General features: G+C 36.6%; 25 protein-coding genes and 2 tRNA genes. 11 read left to right on the plus strand and 16 right to left on the minus strand.

The window, feature by feature from the left end:
* The first annotated feature begins 120 nt into the window (after window positions 1–120).
* The 4 genes from REI64_RS11130 (at window position 121) to REI64_RS11145 (ending at window position 4,749) form a co-directional block, all read left to right on the plus strand.
* Entirely contained in the window at window positions 121–1,551 is a 1,431-nt protein-coding gene (locus REI64_RS11130; RefSeq protein WP_308850197.1) for an RtcB family protein, read from the plus strand.
* Window positions 1,552–1,687: 136 nt separating this feature from the next.
* Window positions 1,688–2,062, plus strand: coding sequence for a hypothetical protein (locus REI64_RS11135; RefSeq protein WP_308850198.1), 375 nt, complete (start codon window positions 1,688–1,690; stop codon window positions 2,060–2,062).
* Window positions 2,063–2,433: 371 nt separating this feature from the next.
* A complete protein-coding gene (locus REI64_RS11140) occupies window positions 2,434–3,747 on the plus strand; it encodes a nicotinamide mononucleotide adenylyltransferase (RefSeq protein ID WP_308850199.1) in 1,314 nt (437 codons plus the stop codon).
* Between the two features lie 39 nt (window positions 3,748–3,786).
* Window positions 3,787–4,749: a glycoside hydrolase family 43 protein gene (locus tag REI64_RS11145; RefSeq protein WP_308850200.1), complete on the plus strand. Its 963-nt coding sequence runs from the start codon at window positions 3,787–3,789 to the stop codon at window positions 4,747–4,749.
* A 14-nt stretch (window positions 4,750–4,763) separates the two neighbouring features.
* Here REI64_RS11145 and REI64_RS11150 read toward each other — a convergent pair whose 3' ends face one another.
* Together REI64_RS11150 and REI64_RS11155 are read right to left on the minus strand one after the other, a co-directional pair.
* The gene (locus REI64_RS11150; RefSeq protein ID WP_308850201.1) at window positions 4,764–5,210 is read right to left on the minus strand and encodes a GNAT family N-acetyltransferase; all 447 of its coding nucleotides are present in this window, start codon (window positions 5,208–5,210) and stop codon (window positions 4,764–4,766) included.
* Between the two features lie 152 nt (window positions 5,211–5,362).
* Complete coding sequence (locus REI64_RS11155; RefSeq protein WP_308850202.1) at window positions 5,363–5,854, minus strand: YajQ family cyclic di-GMP-binding protein; 492 nt, start codon at window positions 5,852–5,854, stop codon at window positions 5,363–5,365.
* A 130-nt stretch (window positions 5,855–5,984) separates the two neighbouring features.
* Here REI64_RS11155 and REI64_RS11160 point away from each other — a divergent pair, with 130 nt between their 5' ends.
* The 3 genes from REI64_RS11160 (at window position 5,985) to REI64_RS11170 (ending at window position 9,824) form a co-directional block, all read left to right on the plus strand.
* Window positions 5,985–6,674 carry a hypothetical protein gene (locus REI64_RS11160; RefSeq protein WP_308850203.1) on the plus strand — a complete coding sequence of 230 codons (690 nt, stop codon included), beginning with the start codon at window positions 5,985–5,987 and terminating at the stop codon, window positions 6,672–6,674.
* A gap of 212 nt (window positions 6,675–6,886) precedes the next feature.
* A complete protein-coding gene (gene ppk1, locus REI64_RS11165) occupies window positions 6,887–8,941 on the plus strand; it encodes a polyphosphate kinase 1 (RefSeq protein ID WP_308850204.1) in 2,055 nt (684 codons plus the stop codon).
* 1 nt (window position 8,942) lies between these two features.
* On the plus strand, window positions 8,943–9,824 hold the full coding sequence (locus tag REI64_RS11170) for an exopolyphosphatase (protein ID WP_308850205.1): 882 nt from the start codon (window positions 8,943–8,945) through the stop codon (window positions 9,822–9,824).
* 356 nt (window positions 9,825–10,180) lie between these two features.
* Here the strand turns inward: REI64_RS11170 and pgl are convergent, their stop codons facing one another.
* The 7 genes from pgl to REI64_RS11205 all read right to left on the minus strand — a co-directional run bounded on the left by pgl (window position 10,181) and on the right by REI64_RS11205 (window position 16,192).
* Window positions 10,181–10,900 (minus strand): 6-phosphogluconolactonase, encoded by a 720-nt coding sequence (pgl, locus tag REI64_RS11175; protein WP_308850206.1) that lies wholly within the window; start codon window positions 10,898–10,900, stop codon window positions 10,181–10,183.
* A 93-nt stretch (window positions 10,901–10,993) separates the two neighbouring features.
* A complete protein-coding gene (zwf, locus tag REI64_RS11180) occupies window positions 10,994–12,502 on the minus strand; it encodes a glucose-6-phosphate dehydrogenase (protein WP_308850207.1) in 1,509 nt (502 codons plus the stop codon).
* A 97-nt stretch (window positions 12,503–12,599) separates the two neighbouring features.
* Window positions 12,600–14,018 carry an NADP-dependent phosphogluconate dehydrogenase gene (gene gndA / locus REI64_RS11185; RefSeq protein ID WP_308850208.1) on the minus strand — a complete coding sequence of 473 codons (1,419 nt, stop codon included), beginning with the start codon at window positions 14,016–14,018 and terminating at the stop codon, window positions 12,600–12,602.
* Window positions 14,019–14,057: 39 nt separating this feature from the next.
* Entirely contained in the window at window positions 14,058–14,810 is a 753-nt protein-coding gene (locus REI64_RS11190) for an ROK family protein (RefSeq protein WP_308850209.1), read from the minus strand.
* Between the two features lie 140 nt (window positions 14,811–14,950).
* Window positions 14,951–15,397, minus strand: coding sequence for a hypothetical protein (locus tag REI64_RS11195; protein ID WP_308850210.1), 447 nt, complete (start codon window positions 15,395–15,397; stop codon window positions 14,951–14,953).
* A complete protein-coding gene (locus REI64_RS11200; protein WP_308850211.1) occupies window positions 15,394–15,954 on the minus strand; it encodes a hypothetical protein in 561 nt (186 codons plus the stop codon). The genes REI64_RS11195 and REI64_RS11200 overlap by 4 nt, the downstream gene beginning before the upstream one ends.
* Window positions 15,955–16,107: 153 nt before the next feature.
* Window positions 16,108–16,192: transfer RNA gene (locus REI64_RS11205), tRNA-Ser, on the minus strand.
* Between the two features lie 289 nt (window positions 16,193–16,481).
* On the opposite strand from REI64_RS11205, the gene REI64_RS11210 reads away from it, so the two are divergent.
* From REI64_RS11210 to REI64_RS11220, 3 genes are read left to right on the plus strand one after another with little or no spacing between them, the layout of a single operon-like run.
* Complete coding sequence (locus REI64_RS11210; protein WP_308850212.1) at window positions 16,482–17,069, plus strand: methyltransferase domain-containing protein; 588 nt, start codon at window positions 16,482–16,484, stop codon at window positions 17,067–17,069.
* Window positions 17,069–17,572: a hypothetical protein gene (locus tag REI64_RS11215; RefSeq protein WP_308850213.1), complete on the plus strand. Its 504-nt coding sequence runs from the start codon at window positions 17,069–17,071 to the stop codon at window positions 17,570–17,572. Before REI64_RS11210 ends, REI64_RS11215 begins: the two co-directional genes overlap by 1 nt.
* An 8-nt stretch (window positions 17,573–17,580) precedes the next feature.
* Window positions 17,581–17,949, plus strand: a complete 369-nt coding sequence (locus REI64_RS11220; RefSeq protein WP_308850214.1) for a diacylglycerol kinase family protein — start codon at window positions 17,581–17,583, stop codon at window positions 17,947–17,949.
* Between the two features lie 86 nt (window positions 17,950–18,035).
* Here REI64_RS11220 and REI64_RS11225 read toward each other — a convergent pair.
* The 5 genes from REI64_RS11225 to REI64_RS11245 all read right to left on the minus strand — a co-directional run bounded on the left by REI64_RS11225 (window position 18,036) and on the right by REI64_RS11245 (window position 21,838).
* A tRNA-Ser gene (locus REI64_RS11225) sits at window positions 18,036–18,120 on the minus strand.
* A gap of 434 nt (window positions 18,121–18,554) precedes the next feature.
* On the minus strand, window positions 18,555–19,535 hold the full coding sequence (locus tag REI64_RS11230; protein WP_308850215.1) for a YihY/virulence factor BrkB family protein: 981 nt from the start codon (window positions 19,533–19,535) through the stop codon (window positions 18,555–18,557).
* Between the two features lie 76 nt (window positions 19,536–19,611).
* Window positions 19,612–20,019 (minus strand): thioesterase family protein, encoded by a 408-nt coding sequence (locus tag REI64_RS11235; RefSeq protein WP_097129321.1) that lies wholly within the window; start codon window positions 20,017–20,019, stop codon window positions 19,612–19,614.
* Entirely contained in the window at window positions 20,019–21,068 is a 1,050-nt protein-coding gene (gene mltG, locus REI64_RS11240; RefSeq protein ID WP_308850216.1) for an endolytic transglycosylase MltG, read from the minus strand. The genes REI64_RS11235 and mltG overlap by 1 nt, the downstream gene beginning before the upstream one ends.
* A 2-nt stretch (window positions 21,069–21,070) precedes the next feature.
* A complete protein-coding gene (locus REI64_RS11245) occupies window positions 21,071–21,838 on the minus strand; it encodes a PASTA domain-containing protein (RefSeq protein WP_308850217.1) in 768 nt (255 codons plus the stop codon).
* A gap of 137 nt (window positions 21,839–21,975) precedes the next feature.
* Between REI64_RS11245 and REI64_RS11250 the strand changes: the two genes are divergently transcribed.
* On the plus strand, window positions 21,976–22,956 hold the full coding sequence (locus tag REI64_RS11250) for a D-alanine--D-alanine ligase (protein WP_308850218.1): 981 nt from the start codon (window positions 21,976–21,978) through the stop codon (window positions 22,954–22,956).
* Between the two features lie 106 nt (window positions 22,957–23,062).
* Here REI64_RS11250 and REI64_RS11255 read toward each other — a convergent pair whose 3' ends face one another.
* Window positions 23,063–24,487, minus strand: coding sequence for an MATE family efflux transporter (locus REI64_RS11255; protein WP_308850219.1), 1,425 nt, complete (start codon window positions 24,485–24,487; stop codon window positions 23,063–23,065).
* 197 nt (window positions 24,488–24,684) lie between these two features.
* Window positions 24,685–25,104 (minus strand): acyl-CoA thioesterase, encoded by a 420-nt coding sequence (locus tag REI64_RS11260; protein ID WP_308850220.1) that lies wholly within the window; start codon window positions 25,102–25,104, stop codon window positions 24,685–24,687.
* Between the last annotated feature and the right edge of the window lies 1 nt (window position 25,105).

Genomic DNA, 25,105 nt, shown 5'->3' on the forward strand with positions numbered 1-25,105 from the left:
ATTGCTTTCCCGAATGGTCGAGATGAACTGTGCCTCGCAATGACGAAATGCTCTCAAAATAAATTAAATTTAGACGCCCTCGGTAAGTGAACGATGCTTGCCGAGGTTAGATTAAGAACAATGAAAACAAATATAACAGGAACTCACCTTTTGGCAATTGGTTACTCCGAAGGAAAAATAGTGGGCTTAGCTTTAGATATTTTGAAGGAAAACTTCAAAGAAATTGAAGAAGTAGAGTTATTAGCCTTATTTAAAAAAGTAAAAGATTATCCAGAAAGTTTTTTGGATGATCCAATATTGGCCGAATTAGCAAAAACAATGATTGAAGATGCTTTGCCAAAAACAAAAGACACCATCGATTTAGTGTCGCAAGCTGATGCAAAATCTTACATCACTTTTGGTGAAAGCTATATTGAGGAAGGTGCAAGAAACCAAATGGATATTGCCATGAAGTTACCAGTTACAGCAGCTGGCGCTTTAATGCCAGATGCGCACCAAGGTTATGGTTTGCCAATTGGTGGTGTTTTGGCTACAAAAAATGCAATTATTCCTTATGGTGTTGGCGTGGATATTGGTTGTAGAATGGCATTAAGCATCTTCGATATTCCAGAAAAGCATTATTTTGGGAAAGACGCGATGTACAAAAGAGAACTGCTTGCTTTTACCAGATTTGGTGCAGGAAGGGAGTTTAGGGGATTGGAAAGAGCGGACCATGACGTGATGGATAGTGAAGCTTTCAACGCTACACCATTTTTGAAAAACTTACATGGTAAAGCTTGGGCGCAATTAGGTACTTCGGGTGGTGGAAATCACTTTGTGGAATGGGGGATTATTGAATTTGCCGAAAGAGATGAGGCTTTGAACATTGATAAAGGTCGATATGTAGCTTTGTTGACACACTCTGGTTCTAGAGGCTTGGGTGCGACTATCGCAGGTCATTATACCAAAATAGCAAAGGAAATTTGCAAGCTGCCAAAGGAAGCGGTGAACTTATCTTATTTAGATTTGAACTCTGCCGAAGGTCAAGAATACTGGATTGCCATGAATTTAGCGGGAGATTATGCTTCTGCTTGTCACGAGGTTATCCATAAAAGATTAACCAAAGCTATTGGTGCGAAAGTTTTAGCGAAGGTAGAAAACCATCATAATTTTGCTTGGAAAGAAACCTTGAACGGCGAAGAAGTGATTGTGCACAGAAAAGGTGCAACACCGGCAGGAAAGGGTGTGATGGGCATTATTCCAGGAAGTATGACTGCGCCGGGTTTCTTGGTGAGAGGTAAAGGCGAAGTGTCTTCGATTAATTCGGCATCGCATGGTGCTGGTAGGTTGATGAGTAGAACCAAAGCTATCCAAAGCATTACAAAGTCGGATATGAAGGCTATTTTGAAAGACCACGGTGTAACTTTAATTGGTGCTGGCTTAGATGAAGCACCAATGGCTTATAAAGATATTCATCAAGTAATGGCTGCACAAACCGAATTGGTTGATGTGGTTGCTAAATTTGAACCTAAAATGGTAAGAATGGCGGATGATGGGAGTAGGGAGGACTAGCCCCAAACCCCTAAAGGGGCTTTTACGGCAAGAATAAAAACACAAAAAAGACACAATGGCTTTAAACAATCGAAAATCGTTTCTTGAACTAAAATCAATTTGGAAAGACGAACATATGTTTGAACTAAAAGTGACAGTGTCAAACAATATATTTTCGGGTGTAACAGAAGTTTACGACCAGTATGAGCGTATAGCTGAATTTGCAAAGGAATTGACTGATTACCCTAGAGAGAACAAAATTCTTTTTTATAAAGCTGGAGAAAAAGATAGTTACTCTTATTTTTCGATGAAGTATTATCCAATTGATAATGTAGGGCACATTGGAGTAGAAATACATATCGAAAGTAATGTACCAACAATTTACAGACAGGAAGAAAAAGGCAAGCTAAAACTAGAAATAGTTGTTGAACCAAGTGCTATTGATAACTTTCGAAAAGCACTCTTTAATTTGGCAAGAAATAAAGAAGGAACTGCAATACTTTTTGGAAGTGATAATAGGCTTGACGATTAATAAGCTCTGGACGAGATAAAGGGTACCACGTCATTAAAGAACTTGATAGTAAAAACAACCTCGTAGGTTTCAAAAACCTACGAGGTTTTGCTTTTTAGCAGTTTTAAAAGGTTCAAAATAGCACTGTTTTAAGTTAAATAAACCTGTATTGAAGTGGAAACAAATCCCGATTTATGCATCTGTTTTTATTGTTTTACGGTTTGTTTGCTTGTTGCCCAGGTTTTATCGGGATGTTGAAACGGAAAGCAGGGACTACCAAATAACAATGCTACATACATTGCTTTTCAAATAAATTGAGGCATTTTAGTTTAGAAACAAACCAAATTACAAGCCTAAATTTGCGATTTGACCGTTTTTAGTAATTTTGCGTTATGCAACAAGAAATCATCGACATCAAGCGTAAGGCACTTAAGATTAATTTGAACCCCAAAATTTACGGTACTTTTGCAGAAATAGGCGCCGGACAGGAAGTTTCGAGAGCTTTTTTTAACGTTGGTGCAGCTTCGGGTACGGTTGCAAAGACCATTTCGGCTTACGATATGACTTTTAGCGACGAGATTTACGGTGCCGAAGATTCGGGGAGATATGTAAGCCAAACTCGTTTGTTGAAAATGCTCGACCACGAATATACGTTGTTGATTGAGCGTTTAAAAGGTGAGAAGCACAGCGATAAAACTTTCTTCGCGTTTGCTAATACGGTAACCACCTTAAATTTTGCCCGTACCAATGATCCGCATGGTTGGGTTGGTTTGCGTTTTCAGAGCGAACCAGGAGGTTTGCCAAATGAGATTTATTTTCACGTACGTTTGCTAGATACCGATGTGCAGATGCAACAACGTGTGTTGGGAATGATTGGTGTGAACTTGGTTTATGCGGCATTTTACTACGCCAACGATCCTAAGAAGATGATCGAATCGTTGGTTGATAACCTGAATGTTGGCTCTGTTGAAATTGATTTAATCTCTGTACAAGGTCCTGCTTTTGGAGAAGTCAACAACTTGCTGCTTAACCTTTATCTAATTGTTAAAGACTTTTCTACGGCTGCAATTTTCGATTCTGATTCGCATCCGCGACAAGCAAAGGATTTGCTTTACAAAAAGGATGTGATGATTTTGCGGACCAAATACGGACAGAAATCTAACCCTAACTTTAGTTTATTTAACAAGGCGGCAGATCAGTTTAAACTGGTGAACAAGGTTGACGACAATAACTTAATTGTGATGATTGAGGTTTTGATTACCAATGTTTTAACTGCTGCGCAAGAAACGCCAGATGATATTGATTTAGAAGTGGTTGCTAAAAGGGCAGAGGAGATGTGCAAAACGGGTAACTTCGTTATTGTATCTAACTTTACCCGTAAAAATAGGTTAGCGAAATATTTAGATAGATGCAGACCGAAAAGCGTTGGCATGTCTACCAATATCAACAACTTAAAGTTTGTATTTAACTCGGCTAATTTTGGCGAAAACTATACTGGTCATTTGTTGAGCTACGTAAATGACATGTTTAGCAGAAATGTGAGGTTATTCGCTTATCCGTTCTTAGATAAGAAAAGCAATACGGTAATTACTACCCAAAATATGCCAGTATCGCCAGAAGCAAAACCTTTATTCGATTTCTTAATTATGAATGGTTACATTACCGATATTAAGGATTATGCGGAAGGAGAAGTAAAAACAGTTTAGTGAATAGCAAAACAAAATATTTTTGTTTATCTTACAGCTATGAAACTAAAACGATTTATTTACTTGTTAATCGCACTTCCGATGGTGTCTCAAGCGCAATCATCGGGCAATCCAATTTTTAAAGGTTGGTACGCAGATCCGGAGGCAATAATATTTGATAAAACGTATTGGGTTTACCCAACTTACTCTGCTAAATATAAAGAGCAAGTTTTTATGGATGCTTTTTCATCAAAAGATTTAGTTACTTGGAAGAAGCATGATCGAATTATTGATACTTCAGCTGTAAAATGGGCAAAGAAAGCAATGTGGGCTCCGTCTATCACCAAAAAGGGCGGGAAATATTATTTGTTTTTCGGAGCGAATGATATCCAAAGCGATAATGAAGTTGGCGGTATTGGAGTAGCAGTAGCAAATAAGCCACAAGGTCCTTTCAAAGATTTGTTGGGTAAGCCGTTAATAGATAAGTTTTATAATAAGGCACAACCTATTGATCAGTTTGTGTTTAAAGATAAGGATGGACAGTATTATTTAATTTACGGAGGTTGGAGGCACTGTAACATTGCTAAATTAAATAATGATTTTACAGGTTTCGTAGCTTTTGAAGACGGAACAACTTTTAAAGAAATTACTCCAGAAGGTTATGTAGAAGGTTCTTTTATGTTTATAAAAGATGGTAAGTACTATTTTATGTGGAGCGAAGGCGGTTGGACTGGTCCCGATTATTCAGTTGCCTATGCCATTGCCGATTCGCCTTTAGGTCCCTTCAAAAGAATTGGAAAGATTTTAAAGCAAGATCCTGCCGTAGCTACAGGTGCCGGACATCATTCCGTAATTCACAACGCCAAAAAAGATTCTTGGTATATTGTTTATCATCGCAGGCCATTGGGAGAAAAAGATGGTAATCATCGAGTGACTTGTATAGATATGATGACTTTTGATGAGAATGGTTTGATTAATCCTGTGAAAATTACGAACGAAGGTGTAAGTAAGAGTAAGTTGTAGTTGGAGAGTTAAGGTTAAGGTTGAGGTTGGCTGTACAAATCTTTAAAAACAATGCCCATGTGCCTTTCGGGGTTTTCGATAGGCTTAAAACCGAACTGTTCGTACAGACCGTGCGCATCTAAGGTGGCTAAATGATAACGGCGTAAGCCTTGCAAATCGGGATGAAATAACATTAAGGCCATCAGTTTTTTGGACAAACCTAAACCACGAAATTCTTCTTCTACGTAAACATCGCATAGGTAAGCAAAAGTAGCTTTGTCGGTTATCCAGCGGGCAAAACCAACTTGTTGCTGTTCTTTGTAGATGCCGAAACAAAGCGAGTTTTCTATGGAACGCTGCACCAAGGCTAACGGAATATCTTTAGCCCAATACGATTGCGTGCTTAAATAGTGATGCACTGCTTTAACATCAACTAAGTTGCCATCGTCTGAGAAAATAAATCCGTTTTCTTTGATTTCCAAGCTTGATAATTTTGAATGATTAAATGAGTGAATGATAAAATAGGATTTTATTAGCTTTCAATAATTTTGAATGATTAAATGAAAGAATAGACGGATTGGATTCAAATATTTACTCATTTACTCATTTACTCATTCAAAATTCAATCATTTCTCTAGTTCCTCATATTAATATACTGCAGCGGCTGACCAAAATCTTCTGATCTGCATAATTGAATTACTTTCTGTAAATCGTCTATATTTTTGCTCTGTACACGTACTTGATCATCCATCATAGAAGGTTGAACCTTAAGTTTGCTGTCTTTAATTTTAGCAACAATTTTCTTCGCAGTTTCTCTGTCAATTCCTTCTTTTACGGTAATTTCTTTTCTAATCATATTGCCAGAAGCGATGGTTTCCTTGCCAAAATCCAAACTATTTGCATCTAAATTTTGTTTCATCATTCGAGAAATGATAGAGTCGATAATTGCTTTTAAGCGCATATCATCTTCAGTTACAATGGTAATGAGATTTGTTTTTTTATCTAGTTCGATAGTGCTTTTAGATGTATTAAAATCGTATCTATTTAAAATCTCTTTTTTAGCATTATTTATCGCATTGTCTAGTGTTTGTGCGTCTATTTTACTTACTATATCGAAACTTGGCATATTGTAGTGCTTAAATTATAAAAAGAATTGATAATTTTATTTATACACAAAAAAACACAAAATATAGCAAACCATCATCATCTGTAATCATTTAATGATGATTTCTTTCACCTTCTAAAACCCTAAACGCATGAAAACCAATAAATCAAAAGCATCGAAAAAAAATTCTAAAAAGGCAGTGAAAAAAGCTGCTAAAAAACAATTAGAACAAAGCCTAACTGAAAAATTCTTAGAGGCAATAAAAGGCTTAGGACACAATGCAGAGGCTTTAGGTGCAGATGTAGCTAAAGCAAGCAAAGCTGTAGCTAAGAAAATAGCTAAAACTTTTACTGAAGTTAAAGAAGTGGTAGGGCATAAAATCGACGATATCACTTCATCGAAAAAAGACGTAGCTGTTAAGAAAACAAAAGCTATAAAGAAAGAATTGCCAAAACTAATTAGTAAGACAGATAAAGCTGCTACTAAAATTGTTAAAAAGGCAGTTAAAAAAACTAAACCTGTAGTAAGCAGTGTGAAAGTTGCAGCATTAGAAACTGAAGAAAAAGTTGCTAAAGCGGTAAAAGCTCCAGTTAAAAAAGCAGTAGCTGTAGCCAAAGCAGTAGTTAAAAAAAACGAAGATATGCCTACCAAGCCAGTTGTTAGAAGGGCATCTACAAAAACTATGGTTAATAAAATTGCTGATAAAGCTTCGGAAGCTAAAGCAGTGGTGAAGAAAGTTCCTGTTACGAAAGCTGTACTGCAAGAAGAACCTACTAAAGCTGGCGCCACCACAACAAAAACACCAAGAGCTACAACAATTAAAAAGACGAATGTTAAATAATTGATTTTTGTTAATCTTTAATTAATCATAACTTAACACTAAATTTTTCAATTTGGAAATCCTTTGAGGTTGGCTAAACTAAACCACATAGACACATAGGTATAAATTAAAATAGATTTATTTAGAAATAACAATTTCAAACTTGTTGAAATCTATGTGTCTATGTGGTTATAAAATTAAGACTGCTTATTGGGATTTTTTTAATTTACCTAATGGCCAAAAAGAAGCTTCCGTTTTTAAATAGAGAAATAAGTTGGTTATATTTTAACGAGCGGGTGTTGCAAGAAGCAGCCGATGAAAATGTACCCCTAATTGAGCGTATTAAGTTCCTTTCTATTTTCTCTTCTAACCTTGATGAGTTTTATCGTGTTAGGGTAGCTTCGTTAAACCGATTGGTTAACTTAAATGAGAAAGCAAAGGCTTTATTGGGGTTTAACCCAAAGAAAGTTCTAGATGAAATCAAGAATATTGTAGTAAAGTTAGAACGCCGCTTTGAAACGCTTTTTCAGGATATCTTAATTACCGAACTAGCCCAAAAACGTATTTTTATTCTTAATCATACCCAGCTTAACGTAGCAAGAGGGGAGTTTGTGCGCCAGCATTTTAGAGATAAAATCCTATCTAACTTGGTGCCGATTATGATTGATGTTAACAAGCCTTTTCCCGAATTAAAGGATAGAGCTTTGTATTTCTTCGTGCAGCTATCCAACAATTCTGGTAAAAATAGAAAATACGCCATCTTAGAGCTTCCAGACAGTATATCGAGATTTTTGGTGCTACCAGAAACTAACGATTTAAAATTTATCATCCTTTTAGAAGATATTATTAAATATTGTTTGGATGATATTTTCTACGTTTTTAATTATAAGGAAATACAAGCTTATTCTATTCAGTTAACAAGAGATGCCGAATTGGATATTGACAAAAATGTAAGCGATAAATTTATCGAAGAACTTCGCAAAAGCATAGATAAACGTAAAAAAGGCAAGCCAATGCGTTTGCTTTATGATAGTGATATGCCTTTTGATATGCTTAGTTTTTTAGTGAGTAAATTAAAGGTTGGTGCAGATGGTCTAATTCCTGGTAATAAATACCATCGTTTTGGTGATTTTATTGCCTTTCCGAATGTGGGCGCAAAAGAGTTAGAATACCCCTCAATGCCTCCGTTAAAGGTAAAAGATATCCACAGAACAGAAAGTCTGTTCAAAAAAATTGCAGAAAAAGATTTTGTGGTGCATTTGCCATATCAGTCGTACGATTATATCATATTGTTCTTACGAGAAGCCGCTATTGATCCGAAGGTTACGGAAATAAATATCACTTTGTATCGTTTAGCAGAAAATTCTAAAGTAGTTAATGCTTTAATTAATGCAGCTAAGAATGGTAAAATTGTGAACTGTTTGGTAGAGTTAAAGGCTCGTTTTGATGAAAGTGCCAATATCTTCTGGACCAATCGTTTAATGGAAGAAGGCGTAAATGTAAACTATGGTTTAACCGATTTTAAAGTTCACTCAAAAATATGTTTGGTTAAACGCATCGACAAGCGAAAAACCACTTACTACGCCAACTTAGCAACTGGAAATTTTAACGAAAAAACAGCTCGTATTTATTGCGATCACAGTATTTTCACAGCGAAGACAGAAATAACTTCAGAGCTTGTCAAATTATTCGCTGCTTTAAACAAGCGCACCGTAGCCAAAGGTTTTAAACATTTAATTGTATCGCCAATTGATTCTAGAAATAGAATGTATAGTTTAATTGATAGGGAGATTAAAAACGCCAAAGCTGGCAAAACCGCTTACATGATTTTAAAGGTAAATAGTTTGGCCGATGAAGGTATTGTTGCAAAACTTTATGATGCAAGCAATGCTGGTGTTCAAATTAAGCTAATTGTGAGAGGCATTTGCTGCCTAGTTCCAGGAGTGAAAGATTTTAGTGAAAACATCACAGTAATAAGTATTATAGATAGATTTTTAGAGCACGCTCGGATTTTTATTTTTGCTAATGCAGGCAAAGAGGAAATGTATCTTTCATCGGCAGATTTAATGTCGCGTAATTTTGAACATAGGGTAGAAGTTGGATTTCCAATTTTGGATGATGAAGTTAGGCAAGAGATTAGAGATATCATCGATCTTCAACTGCAAGATAACGTTAAAGCTCGAAATATTAACAAAACAAACGATAACAGATACCATAAAAACAGATTAGCTACCAAAGTAAGGTCACAATTTCAATCTTACAGTTATCTAAAAAATAAACATCAATAATATGCTCAGATACGCCGCTATAGATATAGGTTCTAACGCAGTACGATTACTAATTGCAGATATCACCCAAAATGGAGACCGCTTAAGTAGTTTTAAAAAGAATACTTTAGTGCGTGTGCCCTTACGTTTGGGTGATGATGCTTTTTTAGATCAAGAATTGTCTGATAAAAAAATTGATGATTTAGTAAAAACGATGATTGCGTTTAGAAACCTGATGGATGTTTACCACGTGAGCGAATATTTGGCTTGTGCTACATCGGCTATGCGTGAGGCTAAAAATGGGAAGCAAGTTATTGAGAAAGTAAAGGAATTGGCCAATATCGATATCGAAATTGTGGAAGGGCAGCGTGAGGCAAGCATCATATATTCTAACCATATTGAAGAAAATCTGGATATTAAAAGAAGTTACCTTTATATTGATGTGGGTGGCGGAAGCACAGAACTTTCAGTATTTGTAAACAGACAACCTATTGCTTCAAAATCGTTTAATTTAGGAACCATTCGCATTTTGGATAACCAGGATAAAGAAGAAACTTGGAACGAAATGAAGGAGTGGATTAAGCAAAACACCAAAGATTTAAAGCAAATTGCAGGTATCGGCACCGGCGGAAATATCAATAAGTTGTTCCGCATGAGTGGTGAAAAAGATGAAATGCCGCTAACTTTCCTGAAATTGAAAAATATGTATAACGAACTGAATGCTTACTCTTTGAAAGAGCGTATTTCGGTACTAAAACTTAATCCAGATAGGGCAGATGTAATTATTCCAGCTTGCGAAATTTACCTAACCGTAATGAAATGGGCAGGAATTAAGCAAATTTTTGTACCCAAAGTTGGTATGGTTGATGGGATTATTAATCTGTTGATGGAGGAGAATTTGTAAGCACCTTTGTCATTACGAGGAACGAGGAATCTATTTAATTTCGCTAGTCGAGATTTGCAATCTCGACTTTTATAGCCGTGGATTTTAAATCCACAGATAGGAGGTCGGGATTACAAATCCCGACCAACTAATATTAATCGTCATTTCGAACGAAGAATGAGGAGAAATCTAACGAATTATAATTCATTCAATAGTTAGATTTCTCTCTGCGTTCGAAATGACGGGATATTAATGTTCCTGCTTAACCGAGCTCGTTGCTGCGTCATCAACAAACTATTGATTTATAAGACAAGACTTACGAAGAGTTTTTAAAACTTCGTAAGTCTGCATCGCAAAACAGCGAAATATCAAAGTTACTACTTCACCAAACTTGCAGCAGCTTCGTCCACAAACCATTGCAAATCACCATTTACAGGATTTATCAATTGTGATGGATAGTTGGCGTAATCTTTCTCTTCGCCAAAAACCTTGGCCAAAGCTTGTGCTTTATTTTCACCAAAGGTAATGAAAGCAATATTTTTAGCCTGATTAATTAAAGGTGCTGTTAAACTCACACGATTGGTGTTCAATTTTTCTACCCAAACATTGGCAACAGTAGCTTCGTTATTGTCAACCAAATCAGTTTGCGGAAAAATTGATGCTGTGTGCGCATCATCCCCCATACCTAGTAAAATCAGATCAAAAACTATTGAAGCACCTGCAAAATGCTCATCCAATTTCTGCTTATAATCGGCAGCCGCTTCTTGTGGAGACAAATTGGTATCTACATAAAAAACGTGACCATCTTGTAATTCCAAATTATCGAAGAAACTTTCTTTAGCCATCAAACCGTTGTAATCCTTCTCAAAAGGAAGAACAGTTCTTTCATCACCAAAAAAGAAATAGGTTTTATCCCAATCTATTTGATCTCTATACGTAGTAGATAATAAGCTGTACAATCCCTTTGGCGAACTTCCGCCAGTTAATACAAAATCAAAACGACCTTTTTCGGCAATAGCATCATTCGCAATTTTAATAACGTATTGTGCTAGTTGCTCGTTTAACTCAGATTGACTTTTAAATATGTTTAGTTTCATACCCCAAACCCCTAAAGGGGCTTTTTTTATAATGTCTAATTAATAAATTGTTATAACCTCCGTACTAAAAGTCCCCTTTAGGGGATTTAGGGGTTAATCCTTAATCGGCAGTGTAAACCAGTGGAAACCATCTTTAGCAATTAATGCTTCGGCATCTTCTGGCCCCCAACTATCTGCTGCATAATTAGGAAAGCCCAATGATGTTTTATTTTCCCAAAGATGGATGATCGGCATTACCAATTCCCAAGCCGCCTCTACCTGATCACCACGCATAAATAAGGTTTGATCGCCTGTCATTGCGTCTAGCAACAAAGTTTCATAAGCTTCTGGCGAATCATTCTCGTAAGTACCCTTGTAATTAAACACCATATCCACAGGATTTAACACCATATCTAAGCCAGGTCGTTTAGATTGTACCTGCAATCTAATACTTGCTTCAGGCTGAATGCTTATAATCAATCTGTTTTGCTGCCAAGTTTCGGCGACGTTATTAGAGAAAATGTGATGGGGAACATCCTTAAACTGTATGGTAATGATAGACGAAGTTTGGTTCATCCTTTTACCAGTACGTAGGTAGAAAGGAATGCCTTGCCAACGCCAGTTATCGATAAAGAATTTTACGGCTGCAAACGTTTCTGTGTTTGAATGCGCATCTACACCTTTTTCAGTGCGATAACCGGGTACTTCCTGGCCTTCAACCCAACCTTTGCTATACTGACCACGAACTGCATGTGCACTAATTTCTTCAGGTTTAAACGGACGAACAGCTCTCAACACTTCCACTTTTCTATCTCTAATTTCATCAGCATTGAATGAAATAGGAGCTTCCATTGCTACAATAGACAATAATTGCAACAGGTGATTTTGGATCATATCACGTAATGCACCTGCGCCTTCGTAATAGCCGCCTCTATCGCCAACTCCTAACTGTTCCGTAACCGATATTTGGATGTGTTCGATGTAATTTCTGTTCCACAAAGGCTCAAATAATGAGTTCGCAAAGCGGAAAGCCATCATGTTTTGTACGGTTTCCTTACCCAAATAGTGATCAATTCTATAAATCTGTTTCTCGGTAAAGATGCCACTTAAAAGTAGGTTCAGTTCTTTTGCGCTTTCTAAATCATGACCAAACGGTTTTTCGATTACAATTCTGCAATTTTCTTCGTTGCCAGTAAGCTTGTACTCGTGTAAGCACTGCGCAATTAAAGGGAATAGGTTAGGTGCTACCGCTAAATAAAATATTACTTGAGTTTTTTCTCCAAAGTCGGCCTGATATTTTTCAATTTCCGTTTTTAGTTTCTCAAACGTTTCTTGAGATTTAACATCAATAGAACTGTAGTGGATGTTCTTGCTGAAAACATCCCATTTTTCTTTTTTAACCTTGCCGTTTCTAGAGAACTCATTAACGCTATGCAGTAATTCCTTTTGATATTTCTCGTCGGTAAATGCTGTTCTACCAGTACCAATAATAGCGAACTTCGATGGCATATAGCCTTCGGTATAAAGGTTGTATAAAGCTGGTGCTAGTTTGCGTTTGTTTAAATCGCCAGTACCGCCAAAAATGACAAATATGGTTGGATTAAGTTTACTTGATTTTTTCATTTTTATTTTTTCTTACCACTAAGGCACTAAGAACACAAAGCTAAAAGCTATTATTACCAAAAAGGACTTGGTGTTCTTGGTGGTTATATCATTACTTTTAACTTAATTTATTCCATTCAGCGTGAAACACACCTTCGCTATCGATACGCTCAAAAGTATGTGCACCAAAATAATCGCGTTGTGCTTGGATTAAGTTCGATGGCATTCTACCTGTTTTTAAAGTATCGAAATAAGTAATGGCAGCCGCATAACAAGGTACTGCAATACCAGCGCTAATAGCCGAAGCAATTACATTTCTGGTATCTTTTAAACCAGCTTGAAGCTTTTGTTGGATAGCAGCATCTTGATACAAGTGTTGTAAATCGGCATTCTTTTGGTAAGCCTCGTAAATGTCTTGCAAAAACTCTGCACGAATGATACAGCCACCTCTCCAAATCTTAGCAATTTCTGCCATGTTCAGTTCGTAACCATATTCTTCAGAAGCTTTCCATAACAAGTGCATTCCTTGTGCGTAAGCCGAAACCATTGCGAAATAAAATGCCTCTTCTAGCTGATCTTCGAAACCTGTTTTATTTTCAATCTGTGCAGCTTTACCGAATGAACCCTCTAATTCTACACGTAAATCTTTCAATTTAGAGAGGTTTCTCCCTGCCACCGAAGCATCAATGGTATTTAAAGGAACTTCAACATCCATTGCAATTTGCGAGGTCCATTTTCCGGTACCTTTAGATTTAGCTTGATCTTTAATTTCATCAACTAGCAAGTTGCCGGTTTTTTCATCCTTAAATAAGAAAACATCTTTGGTAATTTCCATTAAGAAAGATTTCAAACGACCATTATTCCATTTTTCGAATACTTGTTGAATTTGAGCGTTGTCATAACCTAAGCCGTTTTTAAGGATATCATAGGTTTCTGCCAATAACTGCATAATAGCATATTCGATACCATTATGTGTCATTTTTACAAAGTGACCAGCCGCACCTGGACCAATATAAGCTACGCAAGGTTCGCCGTTTACTTTAGCTGAAACAGCTTCTAGTAAATCTTTAACTACAGGATAAGCTGCTTTTTCTCCGCCTGGCATTAAGCTAGGACCGAAACGGGCACCTTCTTCACCGCCAGAAATTCCCATCCCAAAGAAATGAAAACCTTTCTCTTTCAATTCTTGAGATCTTCTAGTTGTGTCTGTATAATAAGAGTTTCCACTATCAATAATGATATCGTCTTCGCTTAACAGCGGCGTGATTTCAGCAATTACATCATCTACAATTTTACCGGCTGGCACCAATAAAATAATCGTTTTTGGCGATGTTAAACTTTCGATAAATTCATCAACCTTAGCAAATCCCTTTAAGTTATGCGCTTTACCTTCTTCTTCTAACAAGGCAAGCATTTTCTCGCTCTTATCATGCCCAGTTACAGAAAAACCATGATCGGCCATATTCAATAGAAGGTTTCTGCCCATGGTTCCCAAACCAATCATGCCGAAACTGTAGGTGTTATTTGTATTGCTCATTTATATGGTATTTAATCTTGTCTGTCTAAATAATTACTATTAATCGTGAAGGTTGGTGCAAACCAAGAATTTCTCTTTAGCTTTCCAAAGTTTTGCGCCACCTTTAATACCGTCCTGATTAGAAACGATTTTAATATTGTGATCTAGTTTAAAATTAATGTTCGCAGAGTTGCCACCGCCAATATATAGTGTGTCGTAGTTAAAAACGGTTTTATAAATTTCGATGATATATTTCAGTCGCTCGTTCCATTCTTCTTTTCCCACTTTTTCGAAACCTCTTTTCCCGATATATTCGTCGTAGCTTTCTCCTTTTGTGATGGGTAAATGTGCTAATTCAAAATGCGGTAACAAGTCACCATCAAAAAGTAGGGCAGTGCCGAAACCAGTTCCTAGAGTGAACACAATTTCCAATCCCTTGCCTTTCACAATTCCCAAACCTTGTAAATCCGCGTCGTTAACCAATCTCACGGGTTTATCAAAAAGGTCACTAATTCTATCTGCTAAATCTATGTTTGCCCATTTGTTCTCGCCCAAATTAGGTGCAGTTTGTACCACGCCATCTCTTACGTAACCAGGGAAACCAACAGAGACTTTTTCAAAATCTTTTAAGCCGCTAGTCAGTTTTTTGACGGTAGAAATCACATCATCTGGACCGGCATTTTTTGGAGTAGATTCCGAAATATAATCGGTAATGATTTTGCCGTTCTCATCTAATATACAAGCTTTAATATTCGTTCCACCAATATCTATGGTGAGTACATTTCCTTTTTTAGAGATTTTCTTTACGGGCATAAATGTTCAGATCAAATGGATGAATAAAGATAGCTAGTTTAGAAAGCGATAAAGTCGGCTGAAAATCAAATTTATGACAGATGTGCTGTAATAGAATTGATTTTCGAGTTGTATGAAACATGTGGCTAATTTACTAAGAATTAATGTTTATTCCTTTTGAAAATGATTTTTCGTAGCTGTAAAATGCCATTAGTGAGGTGATGTTTCTTTGGAGTGAAAAAAGGTAAGCTTAAAACTGATAGGAGTGAGATACCAGCCGAAGCACCTAAAGCACCGCCATAACCATTAAAGAAACTACTGGTATTGAGATAGATAATAGCAAACACTAAACCAGAAACCGCCAATTTGATATAACTATCAACAATTTTTTTTGACACCATCCCAATAAAAGAACCTCCAATAAAAGCTACTGGAATATTTTTCGCTAATTCTATATCCGCCATGTGCGGAAAGAAATAAAAAGGTAAAGCGACTAAAAGAGAAAGCAAAGCTGATGAACGTATTGGGCCTTGTTTTAATTGGTGGTTTACATAAAAAGTAACCATTGCCGCTATAACTGCCGTGATAATGATAATAATCGATGTCATTTCTTAAATAATAAAAAGAAGATGAACGAAGTGATGGTAACTGCCGTGAAAGCTACGGTGCCGAGTTTACCACCAAGCCCGTTGAAGAGACTTTTAGAAACTAGTAGGAGCACACCTGCAAAAAACGAAGCTGCTAACACAAAATAGAAGGAATAGGCGATAGATAAACTGGTCATGCCAATGAAAGCGCCACAGTAAAACATGCCTGGTAGCTGCTTCAGATATTTAGATTGCTTGTTAATTGATGGTATAAACGATGCCACTGTTCCAACTATGCCGGCAGATATTACTGGACCTAAATGACAAATATGATTAAGCAAATAACAGATTAGTGCGCCAGCTGGAATCCAAATTACAATGAGCCTGTGCTCGTACAAATTAGTTCTGTGATGTATTGGCGCTTTTACGTAAGATACCAAAACAAGCAAACTTAAAACGATAATGATAATAGGAGTGTAGATGCTTTGAAATTTCTCTATAAAGATGGCGAACAAGAAAAGTAATTGTATAAGTAAAGTGAGAAGGATGATGAAGGTTCTAACCTTTTTCTTTGCCATTGATAAAGTTGAAAGTTAAGAGTTGAAAGTTAAAAGTCAGCGCTAGATCTCTATACTCACATCTCAATACTCATATCTTAATATTAAAAACGAAACTAAAATCCACAAAAAAAGCCCATTAAATATTAAGGGCTTGTTTTGCTTGTTTTCAGGCGGAGAGCGAGGGATTCGAACCCCCGGACCTGTTACAGTCAACAGTTTTCAAGACTGCCGCATTCGACCACTCTGCCAGCTCTCCGCCGCAAAAGTACAAACTCTAATCAATTCTGCAAACTTTGATTAAAAAAATGTTAAATAAAATTTAAGGAAGGAGAAATTAGCGCTGCTATTACTAGTTTAAGTTTAATTAAATACTAAAGCCTAAGTTCTATAATCATGTTATTTTAAAATCAAAGTACTTTGAAATAAAAAGTAAATCAATAACTTTGTATAGCAGTTGTTGAGTAGGAGTAACTCATAGTTTATAAGGTTGTGAAATTATGAACTCAGAAAAGAAATGATAAAGTTAGCATATTAATTTACCATACATGAATAAGCAAACAAATTCCTTTTATGATAAATTTTCGCTTTTCTATCCATTGGTAGATGTTTTGCTTAAACCACAAAAGAAGGTCTTGTTTAACGAAGTTAATCGCTTAACGGATGGTAATTTACTTGAGATTGGCGTAGGTAATGGTACCCACTTTAAATATTATAATAAACATAAAATAACAGCTATAGACACATCTGAAGCCATGGTTAAAACTGCCAGAAAAAACAGCGCCGAAAACATTGAAGTGTTGAAGATGGATGGTGAACTACTTTTGTTCGATGATGAGAAATTCGATTATGTGGTGCTTTCACACGTTATTGCTGTAGTTACTCGTCCAGAGCAATTGATTTCTGAGGCTTATCGGGTATTAAAGCCTGGAGGAAAAATGTTTATACTTAATCACTTTACGCCCAACAATTGGTTAAAGTACATCGATCAGTCATTTGCTATAGTATCAAAAGCTTTTCATTTTCGATCTGTTTTTTATATTGAAGATTTGGAAAGCATAAAAAAGTTCAGACTTTCTAAAGAAATTCATTTTGGATTAGGTTCTTATTTCAAACTTTTAATCTACAAAAAGTAGTGAAGCAGAAGTATATTTTTATTGGTGTAGCATTGCTCATCAGCCTATTTATCTACTTGTTTTACAGAACAGAAAAAACTGTTGCCACCAATATTTTTATTCAAATAATTTCATATGATAGCTTTTTGGCATTAAAAGCAAGTATTGTTAATGCATTGCCTTTGAATAACATTGTTGTTTATTCTTTACCAGAAGGTTTATGGGTATTTTGTATTACGCTTACGTCTAAATCATATTTTATAAATATTAGAAATTGGCATTTTGACTGCGTATTTATCCCGCTCATATTTTGTTTTACATTAGAAATATTTCAATTCTTTCATATTACTAATGGACGATTTGATTTTATGGATATATGGTTTTGTATTGTATTTTGGATATTAGGTATATTAATTTTGAGAGATAAGGTTGAAAAGGAAAATATTCTTGCTTGGTCTAATTCAAAACCCTTTGTTTGTTTGGCGAGCTATGGTATTGTGTATTTGGCTCACGTTTTAAAATAGTAGAAGACATGAATAGGATAAATAAACATTTAAGGAGTTATAGGTATGCTTTACGAGGAATATACTTAGCATTTAGGTATGAAAATAATATGTTATTTCATTTACTTGCAGCTATTGCTGTTGTAACCTTAAACATCATACTGAAAATAGATAAAACGGATTGGCTAATTACCTTGATACTTATTGGACTAGTTATTACAGCAGAGATATTTAATACCGCCATTGAAACATTAGCCGATAGAGTTACCAAAGAGCAAGACCCACTAATAGCTAAGACAAAAGATTTGGCATCGGGTGCAGTACTTGTGATTTGTTGTTTCGCTGCTATATGTGCCGTGATTATCTATTTTCCTTATTTTCTAGCGTTAGGGTTTTAGCTTTGATAGTTGGTAAGATGATGAACTTGTATAAAACCAAAAAATCCTACAATCTTTCGATGTAGGATTTTCTGTGTTTTTTAATGCGGAGAGCGAGGGATTCGAACCCCCGGACCTGTTACAGTCAACAGTTTTCAAGACTGCCGCATTCGACCACTCTGCCAGCTCTCCGCTGCAAAAGTACAAACTCTAGGCAATTCTGCAAACTGGAAAATAGGTATTTTGTAAACTTTGTTTTAATGGACTAGTTATCAGGTCGAAAAAATTGAATAGTACTTCAAAAACCGTCGATTTTGTCTCGATTGTGAACGACTTACGAAGTTTTGGAAACTTCGTAAGTCTGGACTGATATGATTTGTGTAGTTTAACTCAAGCCTTCTTATATATTTAAGAGAAATTTGAGGGTTTTGCCGTTTTAAAACTTCGCAAGTCTATATTGGTGGTTAGTTTTTTGAGTTGCTTGAACAGGCTTTTGTTAATTAAACCCGGTAGTAGCGGATACCGGCCTAGTGGCTAAGGCCGAGCGGAGGGCTTGGCGTTGGGCGAGGAGTATGAGCGGATAACGGGACCAACGTAAAGATGGAAATGCGATGCTGATTTTCTAATTACTTTTTATCGTCAGAACTTTTGCTCTTAAACAAATTGAAGTTTGGTCTAATGATTTTTACGCTCCGTTTTGATAAATCTACGCTGGCATTCAGCTCGAAACCGATCAATAAAATGAGGGAGTTGAGATAAAGCCAGATCATCATGACCATTAAAGTACCGATAGAACCGTAAATTTTATTGTAGGCGCCGAAATTATTGATGTAAAACGAGAAGCCCCAAATGGTTAGGAAAGCCAAAATAGTAGCTAGCCATGAGCCGGCACTAAAGAATTTCCATTTTTTGGCATGTGCCGGACCATAACGGTAAAGTATAGATACGTTGATAAAGTACAGCGCCCCTAAAAGTGCAAATTGGGTGAATTTGATAAGGTAAATAGTCAAATTGCCATCGTATTCGATTTCTTTTTTAAGGTAGTTGATGGTAATTTCTCCCAAAGTCATGGCAGCGATGCACAAAATCATGGAAACAACTAAGACGATGGTAAGGACTAGCGCTACCAACCTTCGTTTAAGTAAGGTTCTTGTTTCTACAATTAATGACGATTTATTGAAGGCCATCATTAAATTATGGATGCCATTAGTGGCGAAAAACAAGGACAGAAAGAAACCTATAGATAGCAAACTGCCATTTTGAATGTTGACGATATCATTGATAGTTGCTTCGAAAGCTAAAAAGGCATTGTCTGGCAATACGAGTGCTAACAAAGACATTAAACCTTCCTGAAATCCAATTCTTTTTGGTATGTAAGGGATTAGGGTAAACAAAAAAATGATGCCAGGAAATATGGCCAACATAAAGTTGTAGGCTAGTGAAGAGGCCTTGTTAACTAGTGTGTCTTTTCCAATTTCTCTAAAAAAGAACGTTGCTACGGTATAAATTGGTAGAGGACTGAAACCTGGAAGCACACAAACTTTAGTCCACTCGATTAGCATAGAGTAGGGCCTAAATTTTAAAAGTTGTTTGTGTAGCCAATTCATTAACCCCTAACCCCTAAAGGGGAATTTTGTTTTATCTGCATATCGTCCCATTGCCCCCTTTAGGGGGAACGGGGGTTTAAAAGTACTGTCTTACGTTTTTCATAAAGTTCTCTGGCGGATGACACGGCCTACGAGTTTCTTTGTCTACAAATACCAAGGTAGTTTTACCGATGTTGATCAATTCTTTCGCTTCGTTATAAATCTCGTATTCTACATGTAAACGCACTGTAGGTAACTCTTTTACAATAGATTTGATAGTAAGCACTTGATTGTAAAGTGCAGGTTTTAAATATTTAGATTGCAGTTCTAAAATTGGTAGCATTACCCCATCAGCTTCCATAGAAGCGTATGTCATACCAGAACAGGCCTCGAAACATTCGGTACGTGCTATTTCATAATACTGAGCGTAGTTGCCGTGGTAAACAACACCCATTTGATCGGTTTCGGCGTATCTAACTTTAACTTGGGTTTCGTAGGTAAACATTATCTAAATATATTTCTCTTATTTAAGGCTTCTCTGTATTTCTTTGCGTTGATATTGTGTTCTTGAACGGTTGCCGCAAAATTATGGTAACCAGAAAAATCTTCTTTTGCACACATGTACAGGTAATTATTGTCTTCTTTGTTTAACACCGCGTCTATGGCACTAATACTTGGCATATTAATTGGCCCCGGAGGCAAACCAGCATATTTGTAGGTGTTGTATCTAGAGTCTACTCTCAACAACGGCCCAGTTACACGTTTAACGGTAAAATCGTTATTGGCAAATATCACTGTTGGATCTGCTTGCAATAAAATACCTCTTTCTAAACGGTTAAGGTAAAGACCTGCGATAGTTGGCATTTCTCTATCATACAAAGCTTCTGCATCTACAATAGAGGCTAAAATGGTAGCTTTAATTGGATCTAAACCTATTGCAGCAGCTTTCTTTCTGCGTTCATCGTTCCAAAACTTCAAGTATTCTGCATTCATCTTCTTGAAAAATTCTTCTCTAGAAGTGCTCCAATACATTTCGTAGGTATTTGGGATGAACATAGTGTACACCGTTTCTGTAGTGAAACCGTATTTTTCTACAAAAGCCGCAGAATCTAACAAGCGCATAAATGCTACAGAATCTGGTTCTAAATTCTTTGCTAATAAACTTGCTAAACCTTCAATTTTTCTAATGTTCTGGAATTTCAGTTTAACAGGTTCTTGATTACCGGCTTTAAGCATGTTGATTAACGCTCGGTTAGTCATTCCTTCTTTTAAACGATATTTACCTGGCTTTAAAGTACCTTGTAAGTTCATTTTTTCGGCAGCTTGCCAAAATGTACCAATATCATTTAAAATTTCCTTGTAACGAAGATCTGTTACTAAATCTTCAAAAACGTATCCTGTTTTTACATACAAATACTTCTCTTTATCGGTTACGTTAGGAGCGAAGTAAGTGTTATAAAACTTAATGCCAAAATATCCGCCAATGGCTAAAACAATAGCCAAAACGATAATGATTATCTTTAAGTTTTTCTTTTTAGATTGATTTGTGCTCATATTTATGGTTTATTAGCAAGCGTTAAATTGATTGGTGTGCCAATACGTACTTTTGTAATGCTATCGGCCGGTAAAGGGAATTGCGAAATGATGACCGCATTAGCAGTATCGGTAATTGTTCCTTCGTAAGTAATGGTTCCTACAGCTAACATAGCGCCTTTTAGCGAAAATCTAGCTTCATCTATGGTAAATCCAGTTAAATTCGGCAATTCTACTTCTTCGCTGCCACGTCCATCGCCCAAAACAAAGCTAATTCTAGAACCTTTTGGTAAACTTTCGCCAGGTTTAATTGACTGACCACCAAATAAAGCTTCTAAAACAACATCCCTCGCCACGTCGGGTTTGTAAGTTGTGTCTCCCAATTTTAAACCATAGCTTTCGATAATTGATTTAGCCTCACGAAGTGACTTCATTTCTATATCCGGAAACCTAACGTTTGGTGCTTGGTTGGTATTGATGGTTAAATAGATCGTTCTATTATCCTTTACAAAAGTTTCTGGATCAGGATCTTGATCGGTAACAATACCCGGAGGTTGGTCTTGAATATATACTGAATCTATCTCGTAACGCAAGCCAAGTCCTTCTAACTTACTAATGGCGTCTTCAACCTTAAGTCCTCTAAGATTGGGTACATTTAAGCCCTCGCCATGTTTAGTGTAGTAACGTAGACTAAAGAAAGCGATGAGTAACAGACCAAAAAAGGTGCAGATAGCGGCTATAATATTTCTTCTGAATGATTTGGTTTTAAGGTACTCGGTAAAGTTGCCCATTCGCTTTTAGTTTTAAATAAGTTTCAAATTTAGCTTAAAAAAATATTTATCTTAAATTAAAAACAAATCTGTCTATTTTTGGGAAGATAAATATAATTGAAACCAAAAATAGTGCAATTGAGCCAATCAAAATAATTATGAAGAAAACCATCGCATTGCTAACCGGCGGAACTACAGGAGAATGGGTAGTATCTGTAAAAAGTGCTGCAACTATTGCCCAAAATATCGATACCAATAAATACGACGTCTACAAAATTATGCTTACCGAAAATGGTTGGTTTTACGAGCCTGCAGATTCTGTTAAGATAGAAGTAGACAAGAATGATTTTTCGCTAAACATTAAAGGTAAGAAGATAGTTTTTGATGGCGTTTTCATAGTGATACACGGCTCACCTGGAGAAGATGGCAAACTACAAGGCTATTTTGATATGATCGGTATTCCTTACACAACTTGTAATGCGCTTACCAGTTCTATTACCATGAACAAAGGCTACACAAAAGCTATTGTTAACGGAATTAAAAACCTAAATGTGGCTAAGTCTTTACAGCTTTTTAGAGAAGATTATAATATCGAAGATGTAAAATCACAATTGAAATTGCCACTTTTTGTAAAACCAAACAATGGTGGAAGCAGTATTGGCATGAGTAAAGTTAAACACTTTGATGATTTGCAAGCCGCACTTGACAAGGCATTTAATGAAGATACACAGGTTTTAGTTGAGGAATTTGTAGAAGGAAGAGAATTTTCTATCGGTGTTTTTAAAACAAAGGGAAAGATTGTAGTATTACCAACAACCGAAGTAAAAACCAAGAACGAGTTCTTTGATTTTGATGCAAAATATACGCCAGGAGTTACCGAAGAAATTACGCCTGGTGATATGACAGAAGAAGAAAAGACTCGGGTAGAGCAGATCGTTGCTGATGTCTATCAAAAACTAAACTGTCGTGGTATTGTGCGTATCGATTATTTCTTAGAGCACAACACAGGAAACTTTTACTTTATAGAAATTAACACCATTCCGGGACAAACTGCAACGAGCTTTATTCCTCAACAAGTGGCCGCCATGGGCATAAAATTACAAGATTTTTATACGCAGGTTTTAGAGGAGACTATATAGAACTATTTAGTCATTTCGACCATAGGGAGAAATCTAACAGTTAGTTAAAATAGTTGCTAGATTTCTCCTCATTCTTCGTCGAAATGACGAGGAAACGCTTAAAAGATTAAACCGCTGTTGTCTTCCACTTACCTTTCTTAAAAATCAAATAAGCGGCAATTGTAATTCCTACTTCGGCAACTGGAATAGCAATAAACACACCTGTTGGACCCATTGCCAAATACTTCGCTAAAAAATATGCAAAAGGAATTTGGAACAACCAAAATGCAATGACATTAATTTTTGTCGGTGTCCAAGTATCGCCAGCTCCGTTAAAGGCACTTACCAATACCATTCCAATACCATAAAGAATAAAGCCCAAACTCAATATTCTTAATGCCTCGCTGGCAACTGCAATCACTTGAGTATCTTCGGTGAAGAAAGCTGCAAATAGATGTCCGCAGGTTAAGAACAGCACCATTACAACACCCATAAAAATCATGGAGTATTTGATGGTAACGAATACCGATTTCTCAGCTCTGTCCATTCTGCCAGCGCCCATGTTTTGCCCAACTAAAGTAGCTGCTGCATTACTCAATCCCCAGGCTGGTAGCATAAAGAACATCATTAACCTCAATGCCGTTTGGTAACCAGCCGAGCCGTGGTCGCCACCAGTTGTTGCCACTAATTCTGCCAAGAAAATCCAGCTGCACGAAGCAATAACGAACTGAAGCACTGCAGGTGCTGCAATTTTTACGATAGCTTTAATCTGTTCTATTTGAGGTATCAAGTACGCGAGCTTAACCTTTAAATTACCACTGCCTTTTGCCAAATGATAAATCTGATACAGTACCCCTGTACCTCTGCCGATTGCCGTAGCTAAAGCGGCACCTGTTAATCCCATAGCTGGAATGGGGCCAAAACCACGAATTAATATTGGGCATAAAATGATGTTGAGCGTATTTGCTAAGGCTAAACTCTGCATCGCGATAGCAGCATTTCCTGCACCTCTAAAAATTCCGTTAATCAAGAACAGTAGCATGATGAAAATGCTTGTTCCCATCATTATTCTCACAAAAGTTACCCCTTGCGATGCTGTACTTTCTGTTGCTCCCATTAGCAGGAGAATGTCTTTTGCAAATATCAATCCAGCTATACTGATTAAAACAGAAATGCTTACCGCAATGGCAATAGTTTGCATGCCAGCTCTCGACGCAGCTTCTGTGTTTTTTTCTCCAATTCTACGGGCTACCACCGCCGTTGCCGCCATTCCCAATCCCATAGCTAGCGAGTAGATAATGGTTAATACCGATTCGGTTAAACCTACAATTTGGATAGCTTCTGCACTATTTGGCAGGTGACCAACAAAATAAAGGTCTACCAATACAAATACAGATTCCATCATCATTTCCAACATCATTGGAACTGCTAAAAGCACGATAGCCTTTCTGATACTGATTGAAGTATAATCGATTTCTTCGCCTTTAAAAGACTGAACAATTACATTAAAAAAATTAGACAAACGTGATTTTGCCTCAACTGGTTTTGTCATATAAAAAAGTAAAAAAGAATTACCATGGGATGCTAGAAGTTAGCACCGTTAATTTGTTTTCTGATGTAAGAGCCCTTGCTTTGCTAAGCTATTCTGATACGGACTGCAGTAAACTTCATGGTTCGTGATATTTGATAATCAAAAGTAGCAAAAAACCTGAAAATCAAAAATAAGTACTGAATAAAAAAAATCTTGCTTTAAATACTATAAGCCTCAATCATCTCTGGTGTGACTTTACAAGAACGCTGGGTTTTCAAATCAATCATTACATATTCGAAAATACCATCTGAAGCCACTTTTCCTGTTTTTTTGTTAACGATTTCAAACTGCACATTACTTCCTTTTTCGTTCATTTCTAAGATACCAGTTCTAATAATCATTTGGTCGCCCATTTTTAGCGGACGCTTAAAGGCAATAGTTACCTTAGAAACTACCCAACCAAAGCCTAGCTCCTCAAATTTCTCCCAGCTCATACCGTAAAATTTATACATTTGCTCGTAACGGGCAGCTAATACGTAATCCAAGTACTTACTATTGTGTACATGGTTAAACATATCAATATCATCTGGACGGACATTTAACTCGCTTTCGAAAATGCTATACTGGTTTTGTATCATG

Source organism: Pedobacter sp., assembly GCF_031119335.1.
Lineage (GTDB): Bacteria > Bacteroidota > Bacteroidia > Sphingobacteriales > Sphingobacteriaceae > Pedobacter.